Genomic DNA, 16,613 nt, shown 5'->3' on the forward strand with positions numbered 1-16,613 from the left:
CTCAGCCGAAGCGACCGGTGATGTAGTCCTCGGTGGCCTTCTGCTCGGGGTTGGTGAAGATCTTGCTGGTGTCGTCGATCTCGATGAGCTTGCCCGGTTGACCCGTTCCCGCGATGTTGAAGAAGGCGGTGCGGTCGCTGACGCGGGCCGCCTGCTGCATGTTGTGGGTGACGATGACGATCGTGTACTGGCTCTTCAGCTTGCCGATGAGGTCCTCGATGGCCAGCGTGGAGATCGGGTCGAGCGCCGAGCAGGGCTCGTCCATCAGCATGACCTGCGGCTGGACGGCGATGGCGCGGGCGATGCACAGGCGCTGCTGCTGGCCGCCCGACAGGCCCGCGCCCGGCTTGCCCAGCCGGTCCTTGACCTCGTTCCACAGGTTGGCGCCCTGGAGCGACGCCTCGACGATCTCGTCGAGCTGGCTCTTGCGGCGGATGCCGTTGAGCTTCAGCCCGGCGGCGACGTTGTCGTAGATCGACATGGTCGGGAACGGGTTCGGGCGCTGGAAGACCATGCCGACGACGCGCCGCACCGCGACCGGGTCGACCGAGGACGCGTACAGGTCCTCGTCGTCCAGCATGACCTTGCCCTCGACGCGGGCGCCCGGGATGACCTCGTGCATCCGGTTGAGCGTGCGCAGGAACGTCGACTTGCCGCAGCCCGACGGCCCGATGAACGCCGTCACCGAGCGCGGCTCGATCGTCATCGAGATGTCCTCGATGGCGTGGACGCCGCCGTAGTAGGCGTGCAGTCCGGACACTTCGATCCGCTTGGCCATGGGGTGAATGCTCCTTGTCGGGTGTCAGGCCAGGTCGTGCCAGAGGTGCTGGGGGTCAGCGGCCGGTGGGGGCGCGCCGTCCGGCGATGATGCGGGCGACCAGGTTCAGCAACATGATGATCAGGATCAGCACGAGCGCGCCGGTCCAGGCGCGGTCGATCGAGTTCTGGCTCGGGTCCTTCGCCTGCTCCCAGATGAAGGTGGGCAGCGAGCCCTGCGGCCCGGACAGCGGGTCGGTGTTGATCGCCTTGGTGAAGAAGATCGTGAGCAGCAGCGGGGCGGTCTCGCCCATGACCCGCGCCACCGCCAGCATGATCCCGGTGATCATGCCGGTGAGCGCGGTCGGGACGACGACGAACAGGATCGTCCGCCAGCGCGGGACGCCCAGCGCGTAGGACGCCTCGCGCAGCTCGTTCGGCACGAGCTTGAGCATCTCCTCCGTCGCCCGGACGACCGTCGGGATCATCAGGATCGTCAGCGACAGCGCGCCCGCGAGGCCGGAGAAGCCGAAGTCGAGGGTCAGCAGCCACAGCGCGAGGACGAACAGCCCGGCGACGATCGAGGGGATGCCGGTCATGACGTCGACGAAGAAGCTGACCACGCGGGCCAGCCGTCCGCCGCCGCCGTACTCGACCAGGTAGATCGCCGTCAGCACCGCGATCGGCACGGCGATCAGGCTGGCGATCGCGACCTGTTCGAGGGTGCCGATGATGGCGTGGTAGGCGCCGCCCCCGGTGTCGCGTCCGCTCACCCCGTTCATGGAGTGGTTGAGGAAGTCGGCGTCCAGCCGCTTGGCGCCGTTGCCGACGACGGTCCACAGCACCGAGACGAGCGGGATCAGCGCGAGCAGGAAGGCCAGATAGACGAGGCCCTGCACGACCTTGTCCTTGACCTTGCGGCCGAGCGAGATCGAGCCGAGCGAGCCGGGGCGGGACGGGGTGGTCAGGGAACTCACACGAACTCCTTGCGCCGGGCGACGACGGCCCGGGCGACCATGTTGACGACGAGCGTGATCGCGAACAGCACGAGGCCGGAGGCGATCAGCGCGCCGCGTCCGGTGGCGGTGGCCTCGTCGAAGCTGTTGGCGATGTTGGAGGCGAACGTCGCGCCGCCGTTCTCCAGCAGGTGGATGTTGATGCCCGGCACGTAGGTCAGCACCATCGCGACCGCGATCGTCTCGCCCATCGCGCGGCCGAGGCCGAGCATCGAGGCGCCGATCATGCCGGAGCGGCCGTAGGGCAGCACCGAGAGCCGGATCGTCTCCCAGCGGGTGGCGCCGAGCGCGAGCGCGGCCTCCACGTTGGCCCGCGGGACCTGGAGGAACACCTCGCGGGTGATCGAGGAGATGATCGGCAGGATCATGATCGCCAGCACCACCGAGGCGGTGAAGATCGAGTTCTTGCCGGGCGAGTCGCCGCCGAACAGCGGGATCCAGCCGAGCACGTCGTTGAGGAACGTGCTGATGCCGTCCATGTGCTTGGACAGGAACGCGAGGCCCCACAGCCCGTACACGATGCTCGGCACGGCGGCGAGCAGGTCGACGACGTAGCCGAGCGCGGACGCCAGCTTGCGCGGCGAGTAGAACGAGATGAACAGGGCGATGCCGATCGCGATCGGGGTCGCGATGAGCATCGCCAGCAGCGACGACACCACCGTGCCGAACGCCAGTTGCGCGATGCCGAACCTCGGCTCGGTCGCGTTGGGGTTCCACTCCTCGGCGGTGAGGAAGTTCGCCTTGTTGTCCTGGAGCGCCGGGATCGCCTTCCAGACGAGGAAGACCGCGATCGCGGCCATGATCGCCAGCACGACGATGCCCGAGCCGCGGGCCGCCGAGACGAAGATCCTGTCACCGGCCCGGCCGGTGCTCATCCGCAGGCTGGTGCTGCGATGCCTTGCGCCGGCGGTCGCCTCGACGCCGGTCTCGCTGGTCACGGGGGGTCCTCCCTGGATCACATCGGCGGAACCCAGACCGGCCCCGCCGCCGAGCTCCTCGGCGGCGGGGCTGCTGGTGTCGTCATCGTTCGTCAGGACGGCTGCCTCAGGCCAGGGCCTTCACGGACGCCTGGACCTTGGTCAGGACGCTGTCCGGGACGGGGGCGTAGCCGAGGCCCGTCAGGACCTTCTGGCCGTCGGCGCTGGAGGTGTAGGTGAGGAAGGACTTGACGAACTTGGACTGCTCGGCCGGCAGGCCCTTCTCGCACGCGATCTCGTAGGTCACCAGGACGATCGGGTAGGCCCCGGCCTCCTTGGTGGTGTAGTCGATCTTCAGTGCGACGTCGTTGCCAGTACCGACGACCTTCGCGCCGGTGACGGCCTTGGACGCGCTCTCCGGCGACAGCGCCGTGTACTCACCGGCGCCGTTCTTCACCTGCGCGGTCTGGAGCTTGTTGTTGGTCGCGTACGACAGCTCCACGTAGGAGATGGCGCCCGCGGTGCTCTTGACCTGGCTGGTCACGCCGTCGGACTTCGGCGCGCCCTGGCCGACGGAGTTCGGCCACTTCTTGGCCTTCTCCCACGTCCAGATCTTCGGCGCGGTGGTGTGCAGGTAGTTCGTGAAGTTGTCGGTGGTGCCCGACTCGTCCGACCGGTAGATCGTCTTGATGTCCGAGGAGGGGAGCTTGGCGCCCTCGTTCTCCTTGGCGATGGCCGGGTCGTTCCACTTCTTGATCTTCCCGGCGAAGATGCTCGCGATCGTCTCGGACGACAGCTTCAGCCCGTCCACGCCCTGGACGTTGTAGACGACGGCGACCGGGCCCACGACCATCGGCAGGTTGAGGGCGTTAGAGCCCTGGCAGCGCTGCTTGGCCGGGCCGACCTCCTCGGGCTTGAGCGCCGAGTCGGAGCCGGCGAAGGCCACCTGGCCCGAGGTGAACGCCTGGATGCCCGCACCCGAACCGTTCGGGTTGTAGTTCAGGTTCGCGCCCGCGCACTGCTGCGCGTAGATCTTGGTCCATTCCTCGATCGCGTTCTTCTGGGCACTGGACCCGGCGGCGTTCACGCTGCTCTTCGCACAATCGATCTTGCTGGACGGCGCGTTGCTGCTGCTCGCCTCGGTCGTGTTGTCATCACTTCCGCAGGCCGACAGGGCCAGCGCCCCCGCGACGACCACACCGCCAAGGGCGGCGAGTCGAGAACCGTTCTTCACCGGAGGGTCTCCTCATCAGATTTCGTCGGGCATCGTTCCCCCGACCGTCACGCTGGCGCGGTTCGGCCAGGTGGCGGGGTTGCCGTCGGAAGTGACGCTAAGCAGGGCAGGTGACCAGCCACCCCGATCCAGGTGAACGAACCATGAACGACGCTGGGCAGAGCTACGAAGAATGCCCCGATTTGCCGTGTCCATGGGGTTAACACCGCAGCTCACGGCCCTCAAGGGGTCGCCCGGATTCGGCAAACCACGTTTGACCGGCCGCCTTCGCGGGGAAGGCGCGCGCGTCCGGCGGCGGCTCCGGCGGGAGACTCCTGACCTGCGGGGCAGCGGCAGGCAGGGCCGCGCGAAGCCCAGTCAGGCCTACTTGACCATGGTCAGGGCCGTGTGATCAGGTCAGGCGTACATGACGTCGACGGTGTGGGGCGTGAAGCCCAGCGACTCGTACATGCGGACGGCCGCCGTGTTCGACTCGTCGACATAGAGCATGAACCGGGGCAGGCCTTGGGCGCGCAGATGGTGCAGGCCGGTGAGCGTGAGCGCGCGGCCCAGCCCGAGCCCCTGCGCGGACGGGTCGACGCCCACCACGTAGACCTCGCCGAGCCCGTCCGGCTGCACCTTCGTCCAGTGGAAGCCGACGAGGTCGCCGTCGCGCTCGGCGAGGAAGAAGCCGGCCGGGTCGAACCACGGCTCGGACTCGCGCTCGCGCAGGTCGTCGATCGTCCAGGCGCCCTGCTCGGGGTGGGACGCGAACGCGCGGGCGTTCACCCGGAGCCAGGCGTCCTCGTCCCGGCCGGGCTGGAAGGTACGGAGGGTGACGCCGTCCGCCACCTGCGGCTCGGGGAGCGGCCCCTCGGCCGGACGGCGCAGCTGGAACAGGGCCCGCGCGCGGGTCATGCCCTCGGCGGACGCCAGCGCGGCGGCGGCGGGCAGGTCGCCGTGCGCCCAGACGCGCAGGGGCCCGCCGGCCTGCTCGCGGAGCGCGCGCAGCAATGCGCGCCCGCGCCCCTTGCGCCGGTGATCAGGGTGAACGAACAGCTCCCCCGACGCGGGCTCGTCGTCGGTCGCCGGGTCGAACCGCCCGTAGGCGACGACGGTGCCGCCCTCGGCGACGACCTCGCCGGGACGTCCGGCGCGCACGGCGAGCAGCGCGTGCTCCGACAGCGGCGCGACGCCGTCGGCCTCGGTCGCGGCCCTGGCTGCGGCGAGCACGCCCTCGGTCTCGTTCACGGCCACCAGCCTAGATGTCCGGCGGGGGCGGACCGTCCGCCTGATCCTGATGAAAACGTCACAAAACTGTCATTGGGTCGCCGGGGTGCGTATGCCGGGCCGTCCTAGCGTGCGGGAAATGACTCGACGACGCACCATCCTGGCCTGCGCCGCCGCCACCGTGACGGTCGTCGCGGTGGCCGCGCAGCCGGCCGCCGCGCGGCCCGCGCCCACCGCGGCCGTGCGGCTGCTCTCGCTGAACGACTTCCACGGCAACCTGGAGGCGCCGACCGGAAGCTCGGGCACCGCGATCGACGAGAACGGCAACGCCGTTCCGGCCGGTGGCGCCGCGTACGTGGCGACCCACCTCAAGCGCCTCGCCGACCGGCACACGCTGACCGTCGCGCAGGGCGACCTGATCGGCGCGTCGCCGCTGATCTCGGCCGCCTACCACGACGAGCCCTCGGTGCAGTTCCTCGGGGACGTCGGCGTGACGGCCTCCGCCGTCGGCAACCACGAGTTCGACGAGGGCTACCGGGAGCTCCAGCGCATCCAGGACGGCGGCTGCCACCCGGTCGACGGCTGCTCGCCCGCCGGACGCTGGCGCGGCGCGAAGTACGACTACCTCGCGGCCAACGTGATCCTGGAGAAGCGGAACAAGCCCGTCCTCAAGCCCTGGACGGTCCGCCGGATCAACGGCGTGAAGGTCGGCTTCATCGGCGTCGTCACCAGGACCACCCCGTCCATCGTCACCGCCGACGGCATCAGGGGCCTGCGGTTCGACGACGAGGTCGCGGCGGCCGACCGGTCGGCGCGCGAGCTGAAGCGGCGCGGCGTGCGGGCGATCGTGCTGCTCGTCCACGAGGGCGACCAGGTCAAGTCGGGTTCGCGGCCGGACGAGTGCGGCGTCGTCCCCGGCGCCGGGACGCGCATCGCCCGCGACGCCGACCCCGAGATCGACGTCGTGCTGTCCGGCCACACCCACCAGCAGTACGTCTGCTCGGTGCCGGATCCGAAGGGGCGGCCCCGGCTGTACTCCTCCGGCTCCTCGTTCGGACGGGTGATCACGCAGGTCGACTTCCAGGTGAACAAGCGGACCGGCGACATCGTCCGGTCCTCGCTGAAGGGCGACAACCACGTGGTCACGCGGGACGTCCCGCAGGACCCGGCGACGGTGCAGTTCGTCCAGACCTGGAAGGACCGCGTCGCCGCGATCGCGAACAAGCCGATCGGCAAGATCACCGCCGATCTGACCCGCGCGCCCTCCCCCGCCGGTGAGACCGCCCTCGGCGACGTCGTCGCCGACGCGCAGCTGGCGTCGATGAAGGACAAGGGCGCCCAGGTCGCGCTGATGAACCCCGGCGGCGTCCGGGCCGACCTCACCTACAAGGCGAGCGGCTCGGAGGGCGACGGCGTCGTGACCTACGGCGAGGCGTTCACCGTCCAGCCGTTCAGCAACGTGATGGGCCAGACCTCGCTGACCGGCGCGCAGCTCGACGCGCTGCTGGAGCAGCAGTGGACGGCCACGACCGAGAAGATCCTCCAGCCCTCGGCCAACCTGCACTTCACGATCGACCGCTCGAAGCCGATCGGCGACCGCGTCTCGGCCATCACGATCGACGGGAAGCCGGTCGACCCGGCCGCCACCTACAAGGTGTCGGCGAACAACTTCCTGCTCGGCGGCGGCGACGGCTTCGGCGTCTTCACCCAGGGCAAGGACCAGGTCCTCGGCCCGATCGACCTGGACGGCTTCGTCTCCTACCTCGGCGCCCAGGGCACCCTCGCGCCCCCGCCCCTGAACCGCATCTCCGGCAAGTAACCCGGCACCCCCGCAAGTAACCAGCAAAAAGGCCCGCCGTTCCCAACGCGGAGCGGCGGGCCGTCGGGGGTCAGCCGCCGAAGAAGTGGACGATGCCGTAGACGAGGGCGGCGACGCCGGCGGCGGCCGGCATCGTGAGGACCCAGGCCAGGACGATGTTGCCCGCCATCCCCCAGCGCACCGCCGACAGCCGCTTGGTCGCGCCGGCGCCCATGATGGCCGAGGTGATCGTGTGGGTGGTCGAAATTGGAGCGTGCCAGAAGTAGGCGGTCACATACAGCACGACGGAGGCGGTCGCTTCGGCGGCGAAGCCCTTCGGCGGATCGACCTCGATGACCTTGCGACCGAGCGTCCGCATGATCCGCCAGCCGCCCGCGTAGGTGCCGAGCGACAGCGCGCCCGCGCACGCCACGATCACCCAGGTCGGGACCGAGTTCCCGTCGGAGTGGCCGGTGGTGACCAGCGCGAGGACGATGATGCCCATCGTCTTCTGCGCGTCCTGGAGGCCGTGCCCTAGGGCCAGGGACGCGGCCGACAGCGTCTGCGCGATGCGGAAGCGGCGGCCGATCCGTCCCGGATGGGCGTGCCGGAAGATCCACAGGATCGCGATCATCACCGAGTAGGCGAGCAGGAAGCCGACGACCGGCGACACCACCATCGGGATCGCGACCTTGTCGACGACGCTCGACCAGTTCACCGTCGAGGCGGACGCGATGCCCGCCCCGACGACGCCGCCGATCAGCGCGTGCGAGGACGAGGACGGCAGCCCGAAGTACCAGGTGATCAGGTTCCAGGTGATCGCGCCGAGGACGCCGGCGGCGATGACCGTGAGGCCGTGCAGGTCGTCCGGCGGGGTGATGACGTCGCTGATGGTCTTGGCGACCTCCACGCCGAGCAGCGCGCCCAGCATGTTCATCACGGCGGCCATCAGCAGCGCGACCCGGGGCGTCAGCGCCCGGGTGGAGACGGCGGTCGCGATCGCGTTCGCGGCGTCGTGGAACCCGTTGGTGTAGTCGAAGACGAGGGAGACCACGACGACCAGGACGAGCACCGCCGCCTGCGCGTCCGAGCGCAGCCCGACCGCTCCCGCGGCCGTGACCAGCGCGACGCCCGCGAGCAGCAGCAGCCAGGCGCGGCCGGACACCCGGCGGGTGGCCTGCTCGCCGAGCGTGGCGTCCTCCCCGGTCGACGGCCCCCGCACGAGCGTCGAGCCGTCCCCCGGCGCGCTCATGATTCCTTGACCGCGATCGTCTCGACCGTGTTGGCGACGTGCTCGAAGGCGTCGGCCGCCTCCTCCAGCCGGTCGATGACCTGCTTCATCTTCAGGACGGTGAGCGTGTCGTACTCGCCGCTGAACAGGTGCGCGAGCAGCTTGCGGTACACCTGGTCGCCCTGGTTCTCCAGCCGGTTGATCTCGATCCAGTACTCGTTGAGCTCCTTCATCGACCGCAGCCGCGGCATCGCCTCCGCGGTGAGCTCGGCCGCCCGCTCCAGCACCTCGACCATGTTGACGATGCCCTTGGGGAACTCCTCGATCTTGTAGAGAACGACGAGGTCGGCCGCCTCCTCCATCTCGTCCATGACGTCGTCGATCGTCGAGGCGAGGCGGTAGATGTCCTCCCGGTCGAACGGCGTGATGAACGTTTCGTTCAGCCGGCGCATGATCGCATGAGTGCATTCGTCGCCCGCGTGCTCGCAGGCGCGCATCTTCTCGGCGATCGCGGGCCGGTCGGCGCCGTCGCTGATGAGCTCCACGAGCAGCCTGGCGCCGGTGACCAGGTTGTTCGCCGAGTCGGCGAACATGTCGTAGAAGCTGTCCTCACGCGGCGTGAGACGCAAGCGCACGTCGTTCTCCTGATGTGCCGGAACAGTCCGCAGAGGATCGTAGGCGCAACCAGCCGTAAAAAGAACCTTTGCCCCAGCTTCGGCCGGTGTCCTCCATCCTCTCACCTACAAGATTGCCCTAGATCACCAGGTACATACCCGCGGGGAGGCCCCCTATCTGCGGCGATGGCCGATCCCCCGAGGTCGCGGAGGGCTTGTCACGGAGAGTGATCACGGGCGCGAGTGAGATTCCTAACAGCGCGGCGGTCGGCGGCTCGGGCGCGGCGCCTCGTCCAAGGTCGGAGGGGTGGCGGCCTCCGTTTCGGGGGTGCCGGCGGGACCGCTCGGATGATCACTGTGCGTGCCAATGGTCCCGAAGCCGGGATGCGGAGGGCCGATACCGGACGGGCCGGTGGTGGGGTGGAGGGCCGTGACCGCCCATGCACGCGCCGTGGAACGGGCCAATCGAACGTTACGGAACCGGGCGAGGCCGATGCCGGTCTATCCGGGGGACGAGATGCGGGGTGGTCCTAAACGCGAACCGGGGACGCCCGTAATCGGCGTCCCCGGTGCTCGCTGCCTGCTGTCTCTGCGGCGTCGGCCGGCAGGGGCTAGCCCGCGGCTGGTCCCGTGGCTAGTCTTGCGGCGTCAGCTCGCGACGACCGGCTTCGTCGGACCGTACTCCGAGCACCATGTCGATCTCCGCGACGGACAGCGGCTCCTTGGCCGCCGCCACGGCGCTGAGCATCTCGGCATAGAGTTCGATCTCGTCCAGCGCAACACGGTCGTGGACGCGCAGGTCGAGGTATTGGCTCACCGCGTCCACCTCCGTTCGTTCCCCCCACACCCAGGTCGAGGCTACGCGTCCCGCCCCGACGGGCGCATGACCCAAGAGGGCCATTCGGGGGCCACTCTCCTTGCTGGTCTTCCCGGGTGGGCCCGAAATGATGCGAAAGTCCCACCCAGGAAAGGACACGGGAGTGTGGCCGCCTGGCGGTGAGGCTGTGTCGCCGACCTGCGACGGAGGCGCGAAAGCCCAGGTCAGCCGCCTGGACGGAAGTCGCCGAGCATCTGCTCCAGCGCCGACTCGGGCAGGTCGCGCGGGGTGAGCCGGGCGACGGTCGCGGCGTTGACGTCGGCGCCCGCGAGCCGGGCGGCCTGCCGCGCGACCGTCTGCTCGAACAGCGCCCGGACGGCGCGCGCGTAGGCGAACGCTGGGTCCTCGCGCATCCGCGCGAACCGGTTCAGCAGTTCGACGCGCAGTTCCTCGTCGAGCATGTAGAGGTCGCGTTCCGCGTAGTTCTGGAAGAGCTGCACGAGCTCCCGGTCGCCCATTCCGGTGAACTCGACGACGCGTCCGAACTCGCCCCGGAACCCGGGGTTGCCCGCGAGGAACCCCTCCATCTCCGGGCCGTGGCTCGAACAGATCACGACGAACCGTCCGCCGCGGTCGTGCATGGCCCGCCGCAGCTCGCTCACCACGGCCGGGCTCCGGTCGAGCCGGTGCGCCTCCTGGATCAGCAGCACGCCGCCGAGCGCCTGCTCGATCATGCTCGCGACCCGGTTCTCGGTGTCCACCTGGTCGCGTCCGGCCAGGTGGACGGGGCGGCACGCCACCAGGTGCCCCGCCTCCAGCAGCCCGAGCGCCGCGTAGATGCCGCCGACGAGGCCCGCGACCGTCGTCTTGCCCGTCCCGGCCGGGCCGGTGAAGATCAGGTGGCGGCTCGCGTCCGAGGTCACGCCGTAGCGCGCCCGGTCGGCCGCCAGGCCCGCCTCCTCGGCCAGCTCGCGGACGGTCTCCTTCACCTCGTCCAGGCCCATGAGCTGGTCGAGGCGGCGCAGGTAGCCGTCGATGTCGCCGGGCGGGCGCAGCGCGGGCTCGATGCCCTCGGCGACGCCCGCGAGGTCGTCGGGGGTCAGCACGAGCCGGTCGCGGGACGCCCCGGCGCGCTCCAGGTGCCGCTGGCACGCCTGGTCGAGGTAGGTCTCGACGAGCCGGGCGTTGACGAGGTCGCCGGGGCCGCGCAACCGCTCCAGGTCCGCGCGGGCGGCCTCCAGCGCGGCCGCCCCGATCGTGACCCGGCGCTCCTCGGCGAGCAGGTGCAGCAGCGTCATGCGGTCGTCGAGGTCGCTGAGGTCGGGCATCCGGTGGACGCGGAACACCTGCACCAGCTTCGGATGGTCCTGGAGGAGCCGCTTGTAGGCGCGCGGCTCGCAGGTCGCGATGACGGGCGTCCTGTTGACCGGGTCGCGGCGCGCCCTGCGGATCGCGCCCACCACGGCCACCGGGTCGAGCGCCGAGGTGATCGCCACGTCCAGCCGCTCGAACAGGATCGCCGGGCCCTCCTGGCCGAGCAGCTGCGCGATCCGCTCGGCCGGGGCGCTCCGGACGTCCTCGGCGTCGTGCGCGCGGATCGCCCCGTCCCCGACGCCCGCGTCGGCGAGCGTCAGCGCGATCATCCGGGCCAGCCGCCGCTGCCCCGAGTGCGGCTCGCCGACCAGCAGCACGCCGGGGACGCCGGGACGGATCGAGCTGGGCGCCCCGTCCACCCGCGTCCGCTCGGCGCCCGAGTCGGCGGGCGCGTTCCACTCCTCGACCTGCGCGCGCAGGTCGTCGAGCAACCGGGCGGCGTCGTGCTCGCCGGAGACGTAGCCGATCCCGAACCGCTCCAGCGTGCGGCGCTGGCCGCGGTCCTCCGGCGGCGGGATCTCGTGGACGGGCCGCTCCGGCGAGGGCGTGTCGTCCAGGAAGCCGAAGTCGCCGACCATCGTCTCGGACATGACGCGCGTGCCGGGGCCGACGCCGGGCGCATCGCCGGGGTCGCCGCCGAGGTCGGTGGGGCCGAGCACGCGCGTACCGGGCGGCCCGGCGGGCGGGCCAACGGGCGGCCCACTTGGCGTGGGGTCCTCCAGGCGGGTGGCGTTCGGGTCGAACGCCCCCTGCGGCTGGGGCTGCGGTTGCGGGTGCTGGGGCTGGTGCTGGGGCTCGGGAGGCGGCGGCGCCTGGTTCGCCATGGCCGCCGCCGGGACGTTCGCGCCCGGAGGGAGACCCTGCGCGGGCGGCCCCTGGCCCGGACGCTGGTAGCCCAGCTGCGTGTAGGGCGGCGCGAAGTTCTCGTCCGCGTGGTCGGGCTCCTGTTCGGGCGGCTGGTAGAGGTTCTGCGGCGGCTCGGGGGGCGGCTGCGCGTACGACGGCTGCGGCGGCTCGGGCGCGTTGTACGGCGACGGCGGCTGAACCTGCGCCCGCCCCTGGCCCGGTACGGGTGCTCCGGGCATGCCGAACGCCGCCTGCTGCCCCGGCATCGGGCTCTGCGCGGGACTCTGCATCGGGTTCTGCATAGGAGCGGCCGGGCCCGGACGCTGGAAACCGAGCTCGGTGTAAGGCGGCGCGACGCTCGCCTCGCCCTGTTCCTCTTCCCCAAGCAGCGGGTCCGGCGGGGCGAACCCGGCCTGCTGCGCGCCGTACCCCATCGGACCCGGCGCGTTCTCCCATCCCGGCTGCGCGGGCGGCTGGACGAAAGGGCGGTCCGGCTGCGCGGGCACACCGGGAGGCTGCGGCGAAGCGCCGGGCGCGAGTCCGGGCTGGCTCTGCATGCCGAACGGCGACGGTTGCGAAGGCGGCGGGCTCGGCGGAGGCGTGGGCGACGCCTGCGTCGGGGCGGCGGCCGTGGCGCGGGCGCGGTTGCGTCCGATGATGCCCGCGATGATCGCCGTCGGGACGGGGAAGCCGCGCGGCCGCGCGGGCATGCCGCCGAGGCGGCACCAGGCGAGGTCCACCTCGTACATCGCGGCCAGGAGCGTCTCCGCGCCGGGCCCGGACCCGGCGGCGGACCGCAGCGGCTCGGGCAGGCGCATGTCGTCCGGCCAGAGGCGGCGCAGCGGATGCCCCTTCTGCTCGGAGACGGCCTGCACGGTGTAGCGGATCTCCGGGTCGAGCCAGGGGACGATGGAGCCCGCCATGTCCTTGCGGACGACCTCCAGGTCGGCGGCCAGCAGTGCGGCGGCCACCAGGCGCGGTTCCACGTAGGCGGGGTCGGCGGGGTCGCCGGACAGGTCGGCGATGGCCTCGCTCAGCGTGTAGAAGGCGTGCCGGAAGTTGTCCCCGGGCGAGCTCTCGTTTCGCAGCGCGGGCACCAGGTTGGGCGGGCACCGCGTCAGCCATTGCTGGACGAGGGCCTGGTCACCGTACGGGAGCGCCCCGTAGTCGACGGTCGGGTTGCTGAGCGTCGTCCCGAGGATGGCGAGCAGCGCGTCCGCGCGCGTCTGGAACCGGGGGTCGTCGCGGAGGGCGCTCGCGACGGCCCACATCGTCCGCAGCACGACCACCGCCGCGTCCACCCGGCTCGCCCGCAGGCGCTCGGAGTAGAGCCCGACGAGCGTCTCCAGCGCGGGCGGGGTGAGCCAGCGCGGGCCGTCGACCTCGGGGAGGGGCTTGGCGCGGTAGGGCTTCCAGAGGTCGATCATCTGGGCGTCCAGCCGCGCGTCGAACACCGGCGCGGACGCGCACCACAGCATCACGCCCCAGGTGACCGCCACGGTGGACGGCGTGTCCTGCGTGAACTGCGGCCACCAGTGCGGGTACTCGGGCGCGGCCAGCGCGGCGGCGGAGTCCACCGTCGCGCGGACGCGCGCGGTCACCTCCGTCGCGAACCCGTGCCCGACGAACGGCAGCCCGGCGGGCGGCGCGAACGAGAAGTCGGGCCCGGCCGGGACGACGTGCGGCGGCAGGTTCGGGACCTGCGCGACGCCCTGCCCGGGACGGGCGGCCATGCGGACGGCGGGCGTGCGCGGCGGCGGGCACAGGTACCACTGGCCGTCGGACGGGTGCAGCCGATACCAGCGCGCCCACGCTCCGAACAGCCACCAGGTGCCGTCGGGCAGGACGAGGACGCGTCCGCCGATGGCGTGCTGGCGCTGCTGCGGAGGCGCCGACGGCCACCACGCGGCGGCCACCATCGCCCTCGTGTCGCGCTCTGCCTCCGCGAACGGATCCTGCCCCGCCTGGGGGCTGGGCGGCGGAGCGCTGCCATAACCCGGTCCCCACACCACGCACGTCATGGTAGTCAGCCGATTGCGGTAGGGGGTCCCCCTGATCATGCGGAACCCGCGTCACCGCAGGTCAGAGCCGCAGCATTCGCCGGAGCCGGACAGCGCGGGCTACTGCCAGGCCGCCTCCCGGTGCAGCGCCGCCTTCGCCATGTAGATCGGCGGGGTCTGCTCCAGGACGAGCCGGTCGTCGTCCCGCAGCTCCCGGACGATCTTCGCCGGCGTCCCGGCGACGAGCACCCCGGACGGGATCTTCTTGCCCGGCGGCACCAGCGCGCCCGCCGCGACCAGCGTGCCCGCGCCGATCCGCGCGCCGTTCAGCACGATCGCGCCGATCCCGATCAGCGACCCGGTCTCGACGTGCGCGCCGTGCACCATCGCCTTGTGGCCGAGGCTGACCCGGTCCTCCAGGACGGCGGGCACTCCCGGATCGCAGTGCAGGCAGCACAGGTCCTGGATGTTGCACTCGTCGCCGACGACGATGTCCTCGTCCTCGCCGCGCAGCACCGAGCCGTACCAGACGCTGGACGCGCGGCCCAGCGTCACGCGGCCCACCACGACCGCGCCGGGCGCGACCCACGCGTCCGGATGGATCTTCGGTCGGTCCTCACCCAACGCACCTACGTAGTTCATGCGCCGATGCTAGGACGGCAGCGCGGCGTCCCGCCCCGCCGGGTCAGCGGCCCCCCCGGGTCGGCTCGCGAGGTTCGGGCACCCGGACTCCGCGCCACAGGCGCCGGGATAGCGCGAATTTTCCTGACTTTGGATAGTTTGTCCGCCCACACGGATGAAGAAAGCGATGAAGAAACCGCAGCGAGAAGCGCGTTCCGGTTGCGCGAAAGGGGTGCACCGGACAAGAGTCGTCCTGACGTTTCTAATGTGGGCCCGCTCACAGGCGGGTGAGGATCGCATCCGACCCTGACGGGGTGATGACCCCCGCCAACGACCCCCCAAGGCACCATGAGCAACGAAGCCGAAATCCTGCCGAACCTCCTCCAAGAAGAGTCCTTCGAGATCGTCATGCGCGGCTACAACCGCCGCCAGGTCGACGACTACATCGCCCGCGCCCAGCAGAAGCACCGCGAGCTGGAGGCGCGGCTCGCCCGCGCCCAGGACGACGCCGAGCGCATCCGCCGCGAGATGGCCGAGGTCAGGGAGGCACGCAAGCCGACCGGGGACGACCTGAGCGACCGGCTCCGGCAGATCATCAACCTCGCCGAGGACGAGGCCAGCGACAAGGTCGCCGAGGCCGAGGCGGCGGGCGCGGAGATCCGCGCGGACGCCGAGGCGGAGTCCAAGCGCATCATCGACGACGCGCGCTCGCACGCCGAGAAGAACCTGGCCCAGGCCCAGGAGAAGGCCGAGAGCGTGCTCGCCTCCGCCAAGAAGGAGTCCGACAGCGTCCTGTCGGCCGCCAAGCAGGAGGCGGAGCAGACGGTGACCAGCGCCCGGATCGAGGCCGAGCGCACGCTCACCGCGTCCGAGCGCCGCGCCAGCGTGATCAACGAGGGCGCGACGCAGCGGCTGACCTCGCTCACCAAGAACCACACGCAGGCGCTCCAGCGGCTCACCGAGATCAGCGAGACCCTGCACCGGCTGCTGACCGCCGAGAACGAGGCGGGCCCGCTGGAGAAGATGGTCGAGGACGCCGTCCGGCAGGTGCCGCCGCGCAAGCAGCCGACCCCCGCGGCGAGCGCTTCCGTCTCGACGCCGAAGCCCGTGAGCGTCGCCCCGGCGGCGTCCGCGACCCCGGCGACGCCCGCGACGCCTGCCGCACCGGCCAAGCCCGCTTCGGCACCGTCCGCGGCCAAGCCGCCGTCCCCGGCGACGCCGCTGCCGTCCGGGGCGTCCGCGGCGTCCGGGCCGTCGCTGAGCAAGGCCGACCCGGAGCCGCCGTCCGCCGACGGCCCGGCCCCGCAGATCCCGCCGCAGGCCCCGCGCTCGCCGCAGGCGTCGCGTCCGGTGGAGGACGACGGCCCCGGCCCGGTCTCGCCGCGCGGCCCCGCCGGTGGTCCCTCCGACCTCGGCTGACCGCGCGTCCGTTCATACGCGCACGGGCGGCGCGTCCCGGCCTCGGCCGTGGGCGCGCCGCCCGCCGCGTTCCGGCGGTTCGGGGGTCTCGTAGGATCTCGGGGTGAGCAAGAAGACCGCCGCGCACGCCGACCGCCGGGGACGGCGCCGCGGAACCCCCCGCCCGATCAGGCTCCTCGGGGACCCCGTCCTGCGCACCGGATGCGACCCCGTGACGAGGTTCGACGAGTCCCTGGAACGCCTGATCGACGACATGTTCATCACCATGTACGACGAGGACGGCGCGGGCGTCGCCGCCAACCAGGTCGGCGCCCCGCTCCGCGCGTTCGTCTACGACTGCAAGGACGACCGCGACCGCCGCCATGTCGGTCACGTCGTCAACCCGGTGCTGGTCGCCGCCGACGGCGAGACGCTCGTCGAGCGCGAGGGCTGCCTGTCGCTGCCCGGCATGAACTTCGAGACCCCCCGCTTCTCCCACGCTGTCGTCGAGGGCGTGGACGTGAAGGGCCGTCCCGTCCGCGTCGAGGGGACCGGCTACTTCGCCCGCTGCCTCCAGCATGAGTGCGGCCATCTCGACGGCAAGGTCTACGTCGACGTCCTGTCCGGCGACGCGCGCCGCGAGGCGATGCGCGCGATCCGCGCCCTCAACCGCTGAAGGCCCCTCGAAAGGGGGCATGCTAGGCACGCGGACGGGTGACGTTCAGGTCGCTTTCAGGTTCGGATGGCACCCTCTGCCATGATTGGTGGAGGGGGACCACGTG

General features: G+C 71.5%; 13 protein-coding genes. 3 read left to right on the forward strand and 10 right to left on the reverse strand.

The features are described from left to right. Position 1: 1 nt before the first annotated feature. From pstB to mshD, 5 genes are all read right to left on the reverse strand, one after another. Complete coding sequence (gene pstB / locus K2F47_RS29885) at positions 2–778, reverse strand: phosphate ABC transporter ATP-binding protein PstB (RefSeq protein ID WP_242909114.1); 777 nt, start codon at positions 776–778, stop codon at positions 2–4. A 55-nt stretch (positions 779–833) separates the two neighbouring features. Then, entirely contained in the window at positions 834–1,733 is a 900-nt protein-coding gene (pstA, locus tag K2F47_RS29890; RefSeq protein WP_308198482.1) for a phosphate ABC transporter permease PstA, read from the reverse strand. Then, positions 1,730–2,710: a phosphate ABC transporter permease subunit PstC gene (gene pstC, locus K2F47_RS29895; protein WP_242909115.1), complete on the reverse strand. Its 981-nt coding sequence runs from the start codon at positions 2,708–2,710 to the stop codon at positions 1,730–1,732. The genes pstA and pstC overlap by 4 nt, the downstream gene beginning before the upstream one ends. 106 nt (positions 2,711–2,816) lie before the next feature. Next, on the reverse strand, positions 2,817–3,923 hold the full coding sequence (gene pstS / locus K2F47_RS29900; protein WP_242909116.1) for a phosphate ABC transporter substrate-binding protein PstS: 1,107 nt from the start codon (positions 3,921–3,923) through the stop codon (positions 2,817–2,819). Positions 3,924–4,319: 396 nt separating this feature from the next. Continuing rightward, on the reverse strand, positions 4,320–5,162 hold the full coding sequence (gene mshD / locus K2F47_RS29905; protein ID WP_372490950.1) for a mycothiol synthase: 843 nt from the start codon (positions 5,160–5,162) through the stop codon (positions 4,320–4,322). Between the two features lie 109 nt (positions 5,163–5,271). Here mshD and K2F47_RS29910 point away from each other — a divergent pair, with 109 nt between their 5' ends. Beyond that, positions 5,272–6,951, forward strand: a complete 1,680-nt coding sequence (locus K2F47_RS29910; protein WP_242909118.1) for a bifunctional metallophosphatase/5'-nucleotidase — start codon at positions 5,272–5,274, stop codon at positions 6,949–6,951. Positions 6,952–7,021: 70 nt separating this feature from the next. Here K2F47_RS29910 and K2F47_RS29915 read toward each other — a convergent pair whose 3' ends face one another. The 5 genes from K2F47_RS29915 to K2F47_RS29935 all read right to left on the reverse strand — a co-directional run bounded on the left by K2F47_RS29915 (position 7,022) and on the right by K2F47_RS29935 (position 14,454). After that, entirely contained in the window at positions 7,022–8,182 is a 1,161-nt protein-coding gene (locus tag K2F47_RS29915; RefSeq protein WP_242909119.1) for an inorganic phosphate transporter, read from the reverse strand. Then, positions 8,179–8,796 carry a DUF47 domain-containing protein gene (locus tag K2F47_RS29920; RefSeq protein ID WP_242909120.1) on the reverse strand — a complete coding sequence of 206 codons (618 nt, stop codon included), beginning with the start codon at positions 8,794–8,796 and terminating at the stop codon, positions 8,179–8,181. Before K2F47_RS29920 ends, K2F47_RS29915 begins: the two co-directional genes overlap by 4 nt. A 613-nt stretch (positions 8,797–9,409) precedes the next feature. After that, positions 9,410–9,592 carry a hypothetical protein gene (locus K2F47_RS29925; RefSeq protein ID WP_242909121.1) on the reverse strand — a complete coding sequence of 61 codons (183 nt, stop codon included), beginning with the start codon at positions 9,590–9,592 and terminating at the stop codon, positions 9,410–9,412. 224 nt (positions 9,593–9,816) lie between these two features. Next, on the reverse strand, positions 9,817–13,824 hold the full coding sequence (locus K2F47_RS41555; RefSeq protein WP_242909123.1) for an AAA family ATPase: 4,008 nt from the start codon (positions 13,822–13,824) through the stop codon (positions 9,817–9,819). A gap of 108 nt (positions 13,825–13,932) precedes the next feature. Continuing rightward, a complete protein-coding gene (locus tag K2F47_RS29935; protein ID WP_242909125.1) occupies positions 13,933–14,454 on the reverse strand; it encodes a gamma carbonic anhydrase family protein in 522 nt (173 codons plus the stop codon). A gap of 327 nt (positions 14,455–14,781) precedes the next feature. On the opposite strand from K2F47_RS29935, the gene K2F47_RS29940 reads away from it, so the two are divergent. Beyond that, positions 14,782–15,852, forward strand: a complete 1,071-nt coding sequence (locus tag K2F47_RS29940; protein WP_242909127.1) for a DivIVA domain-containing protein — start codon at positions 14,782–14,784, stop codon at positions 15,850–15,852. Between the two features lie 103 nt (positions 15,853–15,955). Next, positions 15,956–16,507, forward strand: coding sequence for a peptide deformylase (gene def, locus K2F47_RS29945; protein ID WP_242909129.1), 552 nt, complete (start codon positions 15,956–15,958; stop codon positions 16,505–16,507). Positions 16,508–16,613: the final 106 nt, after the last annotated feature.

Origin of the sequence: Actinomadura terrae, assembly GCF_022751215.1 — a bacterium.
Taxonomy (GTDB): domain Bacteria; phylum Actinomycetota; class Actinomycetes; order Streptosporangiales; family Streptosporangiaceae; genus Spirillospora; species Spirillospora terrae.